The organism is Streptomyces hainanensis, assembly GCF_004348415.1.
GTDB classification, from domain to species: Bacteria; Actinomycetota; Actinomycetes; order Streptomycetales; family Streptomycetaceae; genus Streptomyces; species Streptomyces hainanensis.
The window spans coordinates 1-11,198 of record NZ_SMKI01000259.1; the positions used below are offsets into that span (position 1 = coordinate 1).

Genomic DNA, 11,198 nt, shown 5'->3' on the forward strand with positions numbered 1-11,198 from the left:
GGACGGGGGTGGGAGCGGGGCGATCTCGCGCTCGAAGAAGTCGAGGAACTCGTCGGCTCCGGCGAAGAGCGTGTCGAAGCCTGCAGACGTCTCCTCGATCAGCGCGTGATCGGTGTACCGGTTGGCTCCGTCCGCGTTGCCCTCGCCGTCGTAGATCACCTCGTACAGGGCCGCGTCTCCGAGGATCACCGCCTCGGGCACCGGTCGTTCCCGCTCGATATCTCCGATACTCCGGGCATCGACGACCCTGATGTCGTCCCCCGGCTCGACGCGTAGGCGGAGCACGTGCAATTCCCACTGCACATAGGGCGTGACGGGAAACTCGACGACGCGGAGCCGACGCTGCCTGACTCCGCGCCGCGCGTTCTCCGCGATTTGCTGGGCGTAGAGGTCACGCTTCTCCTCGACGAGTGAGAGCGCCGTTTCCCAATCACCCCGGTGGAACGCCTCCCAGCTGGCGAATCCTCGTTCGGCGAAATGCTGGCCTCGCTCAAGCTTCCTCAGCTGCCGGATGCCGCTGTTCTGGACCCGGTAGAAGTCCTCGTGGTACTTCGGACGAGTGAGCCTGGTGACGGGGCCGCTCGGAAAGGAATCAAACTCGCTCCGGCGCGAAGGAGCAGATCAGGGCGCGTCGCACCTCACTCATGGCCGATTTTGAGACGTTGCGGCTGGATCGGCTTGCCACTTGGCGATCTTCCATGCATGAATGCCACTTCGTGAGCTCAGGCAAGCCCCGAGCACAGCATCATATGACTTATCTGATCTATTGTTGACAAGCTGGGCAATGTGATTCAGGGGGAACAGTGGATCCAGCTATCACTCTGTTCGCTTCTCACGTTGGAAGAACACCCATATTCACCGGTCGGAGATGAAGGGCCCCATGGACGGGCACGCCGAGGACGAGGGTCGCGTTTACCAGTCGCGGGGCGACCAACACATCAGCGAGCATCACCATCACTACGCCCGTGGGCCCGAGGCCACGGGCGGACCCGACTCGGTGCGTCGTCCCCTGGTCAGCAGGGCGCCCGTCGTCCTGCGGGACCGGGCCGAGGTGCTGAACCGGCTGCGCGAGAGTGTCGAGCCCAACCGTGGGGGCGAGGTGCACGTCCTCCATGGCATGGGGGGCTGCGGCAAGACGGCCGTGGCCTGGGCGTTCTTCCAGCATGCCACGGAGGAGGCCGGCCGCGTGGGCCTGTGGGTCAATGCCGCGAACCGCGCCAGTCTGCGGGCCGGAATGCTCGCCGTGGCCGCCGACAGAGGGGCGGGCGACGGTGAACTGCTCGCCGCCCGCGGCGGGTTCCGGCCCGCCGCCGATCTGGTGTGGCACCACCTGGACCGGTCCGCCGAGCCCTGGCTGCTGGTGTTGGACAACGCCGACGACCCCACGATCCTCAGGGACGGCCACTGGCTCCGCACCAGCCCACGGGGCAGCGTCGTGGTCACCACCCGAAGGTCGGCCACCCGATGGTGGCCGGGTGCCGAGCTCCAGCACATCGGCGTGCTCCCCCGTGACGACGCCGCCCGCGTGCTGTGCGACCTCGCTCCGGACAGCGGGACGGTGGAGCAGGCCGCCGAGATCGCGGACCGGCTCGGTCGGCTTCCGCTGGCGCTCACCCTCGCCGGCGGCTTCCTGGCGCACCAGATCATCGATCCGTGGACGATGGACACGTACGGCCGCCGCCTGGACGAGGACCGGCCCGTCGAGCTGATAGACCGTGGAGCCGACCCCCTGGCCGAGGAGGACCCTCGGCATCTCGTCGGCCAGACCTGGCAGTTCACCCTCGACTCGTTCGAGGCCCGTGGGCTGCCGGAAGCGACTGCCCTGTTGCGCTTGTTGGCACGCCTGGCCTCCGAGCCGCTGCCGCTCGCCCTGCTCAACGGTCCCGAGATCGGTGGTGTGTTGCCCCGTGCCCGCGCCGAGACGGCGCTGCGCGCGTTGCTCGACCACTCGCTGACGGAGCTGGTCGACGCCGACGTGCGGTGCGTGCACAGCCACGCCGTCCTGCTGGACAGCGTCATCGCGACCACACCGCCCGAGCACTTCGCCGCGCTCGACGCGACGGCCGCCGCACTGCTGAACGCCGCCGTACCCGCCCTGCCGGACGCCGGCCCGCACGACCCGCGTCTCCGGCTGCTCGCCCCGCACGTCCTGACCCTGCTGCGGCACACGCGCGGTCAGGCGACGGCGGACGGCGCGCTGGCTCTGGCGACGCGGCTCGCGACGGCCCTGCACCGAACCGGCGACTACCTGTCCGCCCGGGAGACGGCTCGCGCGGCCGTCGACCTGGCCGAGCCGACGATCGGCGCACACCACCGTCTCGTCCTGGCCGCCCGCTCCCGCGAGGGACGCTCCCTCTTCCGGCTGGGCAGGTACCCGGAGGCCGAGGCACTGCTGAACCGCGTTCGCGCCGACCAGGAGCGGCTGTTCGGCCCGGACGATCCCGACACCCTCGACAGCTGCCACGCGCTGCAACTGGTGCTGGGCAACCTCGGCCGTCGTGAGGAGGCCCTGGCGCTGCTGCGGCACACGGTGGCGGGCAGGGAGGCGACGCTCGGCGCCGGCCATCCCCTGACCCTGCGTTCCCGCGCGAGCCTGCTGGTGCTGCTGTCGGGACCCGAGCTCGCCGCGCCGGGCAGCGGAGCTCTGCTGTCGCTGCCGGAGGAGTGCGAGCGGCACCTCGGTCCCGGCCACATCGTCACCCTCGGCGCCCGGCACAACCACGCCTGGGCCATGTACCTGTTGGGGCGCCACGACAGTGCCGAAGCCGAGATCGGTGAGGTCGCCGACGAGTACCGGCGCCGCTTCGGGCCCGACTACCCCCTCGCGCTGGCGGCCCGGCAGCTGCTGGCACGCACCCGGGCGGCGCTCGGGGACGTCGGCGCGGGCATCGAGCTGATGGCCGACGTCACGCGCCGCCGCGAGAGCGCGCTGGGCCGGGGGCATCCGTTCACGGTGGCGAGCCGGGACTTCCTGGCCGCGCTGAGAGACGGCGGGTGGCATCCGCCCCAGCCGCCGGGCTGAGCTGGTACCCACACCAGACGGTCCTGCTGGGGGGAACGATGATCAGTACACCGTTCCGTCGGCCCGCGGCCCGCGGCTCGCGCTCGGGCGGGGCGCCTGGACGTCCTTCGTCGACCGGCTCCGGGACTGCCACGGATCGTAGGATGGCCCCCGACCAGCCATCCACGATCGACGACCGTCAGGACCGAAAAGTGACACGCCTCGGCGATTCCGTGCAGCGCGCCCGTGCGCTGTTCGCGCAGGATCTCTCCTCCGACTCCACCGTGCGGCAGCTGCTGGAGGAGACGCGGTCGAGGCGGTATCTGGATCTCTCCGACCTGTCGCCCGAGGAGCAGGCGAAGCTGATCGCGTCGCGGGCCGTGGACGTGCTGCCCGGGGCGGAGAAGCTGGCCGCTCAGATCGCGACCGCGCGGGACGCGGGGCGTGGGCTGCGGGTGAAGTTCGGCATCGACCCCACCGCGACGGACGTGCACCTGGGGCACACCGTGCCGATGATCGTGCTCAGCCGCTTCCAGCGGATGGGGCACGACGCGACGTTGCTCATCGGCGACATCACGGCCAAGATCGGCGATCCCACCGGCCGGTCGGACGAGCGGCCGCCGCTGACGGACGAGGACATCGCGCGGAACCTGGCGGGCTACCAGGACCAGGTGCGGCCGTTCTTCGACTTCGAGCGGGTGCGGGTGCGGCACAACAGCGAGTGGCTGGCCGGGATCACGCTGCCGAGGCTGATCGGGGTGCTGTCGCACGTCTCGGCGTCCGCGCTGTTGCAGCGGGAGGACTTCCGGAACCGGCTGGAGGGCGGGCACGGCCTGTCGATGTCGGAGTTGATCTACCCGGTGGCGATGGCGATCGACTCGGCCGAGATGGACGCGGAGGTCGAGCTCGGTGGCCTCGACCAGTTGCTGAACATGCAGATGGGGCGGCGGGTGATGGAGATCTACGGGCTCACGCCGCAGATGGTCGTCACCATGCCGCTGATCGAGGGCACGGACGGCTCGGGCGCGAAGATGTCCAAGTCCAAGGGGAACGCCATCCCGCTGACCGCCACCCCGGACGACGTGTTCGGGAAGGTGATGTCCATCCCGGACCGGCTGATGGAGCCCTACCTGCGGGCCTGGACGGAGTGGACGGACGACGAGCTCGTTCTGGCGAAGGGGCGGCTGGCGGACGGCACGCTGCACCCGATGGACCTGAAGCGGGTGCTGGCCGGCGAGGTGGTGGCGGTGCTCGACGGCGTCGAGGCGGCGATGGCGGCGCGGGCCGGGTTCGCGGCGCAGTTCTCGAAGAAGAGCTTCACCGAGGTGGCCGCGCTGCCCGAGCTGGTGCTCGCCGAGCATGGCTCGGACGCGGTGACGGCCGTGCTCACGCAGGTGCTGGAGTTCACGCCGAGCGCCTCGGCGGCCAGGCGGCTGGCCAAGCAGAACGGGCTGCGCCTGGTGTTGGAGTTCGCCGGCGGGCGGCAGGACGCCGGGGTGCTGGCCGAGGCGGACGCGCTGCGGCCGTTGGCCGAGGTGGTGCGTGAGCGGCTGGAGGGCCTGGACGAGAAGCCCGAGGGCGTCTACCTCAAGGCGGGCCGCAAGCTTGCCCGGGTCTTGGGGTAACCGCCGAGGCGGCGGGGCGTAGCGTAGGAGCCGGCGGTGATCAGCATGCGGTTGCGTAGGGGAAAGTCGGATCCGGCGGTGTTCCGGATCACAGGGGCCCGGCAGGGGCTGCACGACGACGTGCGCGGGAGAGAGCGGCGTTACGTGATCTCCATGATGGTGCGCACGCTGGCGGTGGTGCTGACCGTGGCCCTGTGGAACGTCAGCCGGCCGGTCGCGGTGGTGGCCCTGGTGCTGGGCGCGGTGTTGCCGTACGTGGCGGTGGTGATCGCCAACGCCGGCCGGGAGAACGTGCCTTCGCTGCCCTCCACGTTCATCACCAGGGACACTCCCCCCACGCTGCCGCCGAGCGCGGGGGAAGCGCACAATCGGAACTGAACCTTCCGTTCGGAGTGACCGAAGAAATCCTCACATCATTGGGCCGTTCGGCTGCGGTGAACGGGGCATTGCATGTCATACTTCAAAGGCGCTCCGTATCCCCCGTCGGAGCGACGGACCGACGCCGGGCGGCTCCCCCCGTGGCTGCCCGGCGTCGCCTTTTCCCACACGCCGCGCCAGAAGTTCCCGTGAGATTTGTGGGGGAGATGAATGGATCCCGTGATGTCCGACCCGGCGCCGGAGACCGTCGTCTGCTCGGCGAAGGGCTGCCGTGTGACCGCCGTGTGGGTGTTGGCCTGGAACAATCCCAAGCTGCACACGCCCGAGCGGCGCAAGACGTGGGTGGCCTGTGAGGACCACCGCGAGCACCTGTCCACGTTCCTCTCGGTGCGAGGATTCCTCAGGGACGTGGTGCCGCTCGCCGAATGGGAGGCGGGGCGGGCCTCAGCCGCCGATCGCTGACATCGGCCGGGTCGGCTGGACGAAGGCGGCGGGGTCGTCGAGGCCCGAGCCCGGCTTCTTGCCCCACATGGCCACCCGCCACCGCTCGGCGAGCTCGGCGTCGTCGGCACCGGAGCGGAGCGCGCCGCGCAGATCCGACTCCTCCCGCGCGAACAGGCAGTTCCGCACCTGGCCGTCGGCCGTCAACCGGGTGCGGTCGCAGGTGCGGCAGAACGGGCGGGTGACCGAGGCGATGACGCCGACCCGGTGCGGGCCGCCGTCGACCAGCCACCGCTCCGCGGGCGCCGAGCCGCGCTCCGCGTCGGCCTCGGGCGTGAGTGCGAAGCGGTCGCCCAACGACTCCAGGATCTCGCTCGCGGTGATCATCCGCTCGCGCTGCCAGCCGTGTTGGGCGTCCAGCGGCATCTGCTCGATGAACCGCATCTCATAGCCACGCTCCATGGCCCAGGACAGCAGCTCGGGAGCCTCCTTCTCGTTGAGCCCGGGCATCAGCACCGCGTTGATCTTGATGGGAGCGAGGCCGGCCGCGTGGGCCGCCGCGAGGCCCCGCAGCACGTCGTCGTGCCGGCGACGCCGGGTGAGACGGTGGAAGACCTCGGGGTCGAGGGTGTCGAGCGAGACGTTGACCCGGTCCAGGCCGGCGGCCCGCAGCGCCTCCGCCGTGCGTTCCAGACCTATGCCGTTGGTGGTCAGGGAGAGCGAGGGGCGCGGCCGCAGCGCGGCGCACCGCTGGACGATGGAGACGAGCCCGGGCCGCAGCAGCGGCTCGCCCCCGGTGAATCGAACCTCCTTCACGCCCAGCTCGGTCACGGCCACCGTGACCAGCCGGACGATCTCGTCGTCGGTCAGCAACTCCGGTTTGGCGAGCCAGGAAAGGCCCTCCTCCGGCATGCAGTAGGTGCAGCGCAGGTTGCATCGGTCGGTGAGGGATACCCGTAGGTCGGTGGCGATCCGGCCATAGGTGTCAAGCAGCATGCGCGAGCCTCCGCCGTGTTGAAGCACTGGGAGCAGATGTCTCGCAGCGTACGACACCCCTCTGACAGGAGCGCCAGTCCCAGGACGGGGCCGTGAGGGGGCCCCACGGGCCGCCACGGGGCCGCCGGCGGGCCCGCGGCGAGGGGGGCCCTGGGGCGAGCACGACGGTGGCGAGGCGACGGCCCCTCAACTCCCCTCCGTGTCACGGACGCTGTCGGTGCCGGCCCGTATCCTCAGTGACCATGCTCGAAGACCACCACGCATCCGCGGCCCGCGTTCCCGCCCAGCAGTCCGCCGACCGGCCGTGGCCCACGGGCTACCCGGCCGGATACGCCGTGGTGGACGTGGAGACCACGGGGCTCGCCAGGGACGACCGCATAGTGTCCGCCGCCGTCTACCGGCTCACCGCCCAGGGCGACGTCGAGGACCACTGGTACACGCCCGTCAACCCACTGCGCGATCCGGGGCCCACCTGGATCCACGGGTTGACGGCCGAGATGCTGGAGAACGCGCCGCTCTTCCCCGATATCGCGGGGGAGTTCGCGGAGCGGCTCGCCGGGCGCGTGCTGGTGGCGCACAACGCCGTCTTCGACTGGACGATGATCGCCCGTGAGTACGCCAGGGCCGGCCGTGCCGCGCCCGTCGAGCAACGGCTGTGCACCATCGCGCTGTCCAAGGCGCTGGCGCTGCCGTTGGCCAACCACAAGTTGGAGACGCTCGTGGCGTACTTCGGCGTCCAGCAGCGGCGCGCGCACCACGCGCTCGACGACGCCCGGGTGTTGGCCGAGGCGTTCCGGCCGAGCCTGCACCACGCCGCCCGGCAGGGGCTGCGGCTGCCGCTGCTGGCCTGCCGGCCCATCACCGAGTGGTCGGACTCCGGGGGCTCGCCGGCCGGCCGCGAACCGTTGCGTTCGTCGGCCGCCGGCTGGCGCGGCGGCTGGCGGCAGGTCAAGCGGCGGCCGGCCTGTCCCTACCCCAATCCGGGCCGGTACGAGGTGGGCGGCCGGCTGGTGCAGGGGATGCGGGTGGCGTTCTCCGGGGACACCTCGACGGACCGCGAGCTGCTGGAGGACCAGGCGTTCGAGGCCGGGCTGCACATCGCGTCCAGCGTCTCGAAGTACACCAGCCTGCTGGTGACCAACGACCCGGATTCGGCGACCAGCAAGGTGGCGCGGGCCCGGGCGGTGGGCACCCCGATCCTCGACGAGGCGGCCTTCACCCAGCTGCTCCGGGACGTGGCCCCGGCGCCTGAGGGGTGAGTACCGTCCGGTACGGTCGTGACTTGTGTACCGCTTTCTGCTGTCCCGGCAGTGGGTGATCCTCACGCTGATCACCCTGCTCCTGATCCCGACGATGGTCTGGCTCGGGTTCTGGCAGTTGCACAGACACGAACAGCGGGTGGCGCGCAACGACCTGATCGCCGGCAGCCTGGAGGCGCCGTCGGTCCCGATGACGGATCTCTCGTCGGTGGGCGGCGCGCCCGATCCCGACGACCGGTACCGCGCGGTCACCGTCACCGGCGTCTACGACACGGACCACCAGGTCGTGGTCCGCAACCGCACCAACGGGGACGGCGCCGTGGGCTACCACGTCCTCACCCCGATCGTCGCGGCGGACGGCACGGCGGCGGTGGTGAACCGCGGCTGGATCGAGTCGGGCCCCGACCTCACCCGGACCCCCGAGATCCCGGCCCCGCCCACGGGCGAGGTCACCGTCACCGGCCGGCTGATGGCCGACGAGACCACGGACACCACCGGCATCAGGGAACGCTCGGGGCTGCCCACCGGCATGGTCATGATGATCAGCAGCCAGGAGCGGGCGGCCGAGACGGGCGAGCCGACGCTGGGCGGTTACCTGGAACTGACGGAGACCTCCCCCGAGCCCGCGGGACAGGACGGCCCGGCGCAGCCGGCGCCGCTGCCCGAGCCGGACCACACCGGGATCGGGGCCCATCTCGCGTACGCCTTCCAGTGGTGGATCTTCGCGGCGGGCGTCCCCGTCGGCTGGTTCCTCCTGCTGCGCCGCGAGATCCAGGACCGGCGGAAAGAGGCCGCGCGCGAGGCGAAGGCCGCGGAGGCCGCCGCGGCGGAGGCCTCGGCGGCCGGCCCGGCCGGCGGAGCGGAGCCGGCCGCCGGGTTGGCGGAGACGGGGAACCGGTCCGCCGACCAGCGCTCGGACCACGCGCCGGCCTGAGGCCGGGCGGTGCGCCGGCGGGTTCAGCTCAGGCGTTCCGGGGCGTGTTTGGTGGAACGGAGGCGGACCTCCGTGGGCAGTACGGCCAGTCCCGCTGAGGCCCTGGCGTGTTCCACGGCCTCGGTGCGCAGCCGGTGGACGGCCACGTCCGGCTGGGCCTGTGGCGCCAGCAGCAGGCCGACCCGGATCCTGGGCTGGGTACGGCGGCCGACCAGGGTGACCCTGGCCTCGTCGATGCCGGGCAGCGACTCCGCCTCCGCCGACACCACGTCCTCCATCGCGCGGCCGCGCAACAGCGCCCCCACGCCGTCGCCGCTGTCCACCAGGACCTCGGAGAGCCGCTGCTGCCGCAGCTGGGCCACGGTCCACCACAGGGCCAGCAGCATCACGAGCGCCAGGCCGCCGATGACCACGGGCCACCACCAGCCCTCGTCCCGCCACCGCGTCCGGTCGGCGTCGCTCAGCAGCACGTCGTCCGGCCCGCTCCAGGGCCAGGCCGCCGGCACCACGTCGAGCGCGGTCAGCACGACCACGAGCCCGGCGCCGAACAGAGCGAGCCCCAGCAGGCCGAGCAGTACCCGGTTGACGATGCTCAGCATGATCACGTCACCTCCGCGCCGGTCGGTGGACCTGTACGGCGAGCGCGGGCTGACGCGCCAGCCCCAGTTCCCTGATGCCCTCGCCCAACACCGCGTCGAGATCGGCCCGGACGACGTCCAGGTCACGGAAGTGGGCCTGCGCCGACGCCCTGACCCGGCGGCGGCCGACCGACACCCGCACCGACCGCACCCCCGACACCTCGAGCGCCCGGTCGCGCAACACCACGGCCGCCGCGCCGCGTTCGATGCCGGCCCGCAGGAACGCGTCGTCCCGCCGCCGCATCGGCAGCAGGCCGCGCAGCCCCGGGGTGACGGCGAGGACCACCAGCCACAGCCCGAGCAGCATCGCGGCCACCGCGGCGAGCACCACGGAGGCGTCGTCGAGACCGCGGACGGCCAGTTCGTCCGCCAGTTCACGCCGCCAGGCGGCGGCCGGCCGCTCGGCGCGCACGGAGACAATGTCGTAGAGCAGCACGCCGGCCGCCACGACCAGCAGCACCGCGGCCAGCGCGGCCGGCACCCGGCGCACCGACCAGAAGCGGCGCACCGCCTCCGACTCGGCGTCACCCGGCTCGTAGCGGACCGCCGAAGCGGTCTTGGCCAGTCGGTTCTCCGGGGCGGACTCCTCCGGGGCACTCTTCTCCGGGGCGGGCTTCTCCAGGGTGGGCCCGCTCACCGTCGCGGCCTCGTCGTCGGCCGCCTCCACCACGTCTTCGTCCGTGTCGTTCGTCACCGCACTCTCCCTGAGCCGTTGCGGTTTCCCTCACGGCCGCCCGAGGCGGCGGCCAGGTGGGCCGAGCGCAGTCGCCCAACGGCGACGGCCACGTCGGTCGTCTCCATACCGGCCAACTCCCGGACACGCAGCTCCACCTGGCGGCGGACCTGACGGCACCGGGCACCGATATCACAGGGATACCCGAGTTCGACCTCCACCGACACGCTGGCGAGCACGCCCGACCCCGACGGGTCGGACGACCGCCGCACCACGGCCGTCGCCTGGGGCAGCTCCCCCGGCTCGCCGAGCGCCTCGCGGGCCGCCTGGGCGGCGAGCTTGGCCACCACCCGTTCGGAGATCCGCGTCGCGCCGCGTTCGGCCGCCGGGACCGACGTCTCCACGGCTCACCGCCGCCGGTCTTCGCCGCGGTCCCTGACCCGGAAGAAGTCCCCGGGCTCCAGGTCACCGTCCGCGAACCGGCCGGCCACGAACCCGATCGCGCCCAGCGACGCCACCAGCAGAAAGGCCCCGAAACCGCCGAAGTACCCGGCGAATCCCAGCGCCATGCCGGCGATCATGCCGATCACAGCCATGCTCATCTCGCGCTCCTACTGCAACGGTGGGCGTTCGTCGTCGTCCTCGTCCTCGTCGGGCAACTTCACGTCCCCGACGTTGATGTTGACCTCGACGACCTCGAGCCCGGTCATGCGCTCCACGGCCGCGATGACGTTCTCCCGTACCGTACGGGACACGGCGACGATGGAAACCCCGTACTCCACGACGATTTCGAGATCGAGCGCGGTCTGCACCTCGCCGACCTCCGCCTTGACGCCGCGCGTCGCGGACCGGCCGCCGCCGGGCACGCGGTCGCGAACCGCCCCCAGGGTGCGGGCAATTCCGCCGCCGAGGGCGTACACGCCCACGACGTCGCGGGCCGCCATGCCGGCGATCTTGGCCACCACGCCGTCGGCGATGGTGGTCCGCCCGCGGGCGGCGGGATCGCCCGTCCCACGACGGGTCCCGGTCGCCACCCTGGCGGGCACCTCGGTCGTCGTCTCCGTGCCGGTGTCGGTCACGTGGCCTTCACCCCTTTCCGAACGGCGGTCGGCTCCGCCGTCGTTGTGCGGTGCGCGCGGTGCGGTGCGGTGCGGTGCGCGCGGTGCGCGGTTGGTAGTGCGTCAGGAATGCGGCCGAGCATACGAGATGCCTTACCCATTGCTGGGCGCTCACTCCGGGTTTCTTCCTGTCTC

The 11,198-nt window shown here is 71.8% G+C and carries 12 protein-coding genes and 1 pseudogene; 6 read left to right on the forward strand and 7 right to left on the reverse strand.

What is annotated here, in order from left to right:
• Positions 1 to 528 (reverse strand): annotated as a pseudogene (locus tag E1283_RS22390) (DUF6879 family protein); the annotation flags it as partial.
• Positions 529 to 880: 352 nt separating this feature from the next.
• On the opposite strand from E1283_RS22390, the gene E1283_RS22395 reads away from it, so the two are divergent.
• The 4 genes from E1283_RS22395 to E1283_RS22410 all read left to right on the forward strand — a co-directional run bounded on the left by E1283_RS22395 (position 881) and on the right by E1283_RS22410 (position 5,466).
• Complete coding sequence (locus E1283_RS22395; RefSeq protein ID WP_132819914.1) at positions 881 to 3,022, forward strand: tetratricopeptide repeat protein; 2,142 nt, start codon at positions 881 to 883, stop codon at positions 3,020 to 3,022.
• Between the two features lie 191 nt (positions 3,023 to 3,213).
• Positions 3,214 to 4,626, forward strand: a complete 1,413-nt coding sequence (tyrS, locus tag E1283_RS22400; protein ID WP_132819915.1) for a tyrosine--tRNA ligase — start codon at positions 3,214 to 3,216, stop codon at positions 4,624 to 4,626.
• 45 nt (positions 4,627 to 4,671) lie between these two features.
• Positions 4,672 to 5,004 (forward strand): DUF3099 domain-containing protein, encoded by a 333-nt coding sequence (locus tag E1283_RS22405; protein ID WP_132819916.1) that lies wholly within the window; start codon positions 4,672 to 4,674, stop codon positions 5,002 to 5,004.
• Positions 5,005 to 5,226: 222 nt separating this feature from the next.
• A complete protein-coding gene (locus E1283_RS22410; protein ID WP_207930486.1) occupies positions 5,227 to 5,466 on the forward strand; it encodes a hypothetical protein in 240 nt (79 codons plus the stop codon).
• Here E1283_RS22410 and moaA read toward each other — a convergent pair.
• On the reverse strand, positions 5,449 to 6,441 hold the full coding sequence (gene moaA / locus E1283_RS22415) for a GTP 3',8-cyclase MoaA (RefSeq protein ID WP_132819918.1): 993 nt from the start codon (positions 6,439 to 6,441) through the stop codon (positions 5,449 to 5,451). The genes E1283_RS22410 and moaA overlap by 18 nt on opposite strands.
• Before the next feature lie 242 nt (positions 6,442 to 6,683).
• Between moaA and E1283_RS22420 the strand changes: the two genes are divergently transcribed.
• A complete protein-coding gene (locus E1283_RS22420) occupies positions 6,684 to 7,700 on the forward strand; it encodes a DEDDh family exonuclease (RefSeq protein WP_132819919.1) in 1,017 nt (338 codons plus the stop codon).
• Positions 7,701 to 7,725: 25 nt separating this feature from the next.
• On the forward strand, positions 7,726 to 8,634 hold the full coding sequence (locus E1283_RS22425; RefSeq protein WP_132819920.1) for an SURF1 family cytochrome oxidase biogenesis protein: 909 nt from the start codon (positions 7,726 to 7,728) through the stop codon (positions 8,632 to 8,634).
• Positions 8,635 to 8,657: 23 nt separating this feature from the next.
• On the opposite strand, the gene amaP is transcribed toward E1283_RS22425, so the two are convergent.
• The 5 genes from amaP to E1283_RS22450 are packed head-to-tail and all read right to left on the reverse strand — an operon-like array spanning position 8,658 to position 11,024.
• Positions 8,658 to 9,233: an alkaline shock response membrane anchor protein AmaP gene (amaP, locus tag E1283_RS22430; protein ID WP_132819921.1), complete on the reverse strand. Its 576-nt coding sequence runs from the start codon at positions 9,231 to 9,233 to the stop codon at positions 8,658 to 8,660.
• 7 nt (positions 9,234 to 9,240) lie between these two features.
• On the reverse strand, positions 9,241 to 9,942 hold the full coding sequence (locus E1283_RS22435) for a DUF6286 domain-containing protein (RefSeq protein ID WP_425086212.1): 702 nt from the start codon (positions 9,940 to 9,942) through the stop codon (positions 9,241 to 9,243).
• Between the two features lie 20 nt (positions 9,943 to 9,962).
• Positions 9,963 to 10,349 carry an Asp23/Gls24 family envelope stress response protein gene (locus E1283_RS22440; RefSeq protein ID WP_132819923.1) on the reverse strand — a complete coding sequence of 129 codons (387 nt, stop codon included), beginning with the start codon at positions 10,347 to 10,349 and terminating at the stop codon, positions 9,963 to 9,965.
• A gap of 3 nt (positions 10,350 to 10,352) precedes the next feature.
• Complete coding sequence (locus E1283_RS22445) at positions 10,353 to 10,547, reverse strand: hypothetical protein (RefSeq protein WP_132819924.1); 195 nt, start codon at positions 10,545 to 10,547, stop codon at positions 10,353 to 10,355.
• A 9-nt stretch (positions 10,548 to 10,556) separates the two neighbouring features.
• On the reverse strand, positions 10,557 to 11,024 hold the full coding sequence (locus E1283_RS22450; protein WP_132819925.1) for an Asp23/Gls24 family envelope stress response protein: 468 nt from the start codon (positions 11,022 to 11,024) through the stop codon (positions 10,557 to 10,559).
• Between the last annotated feature and the right edge of the window lie 174 nt (positions 11,025 to 11,198).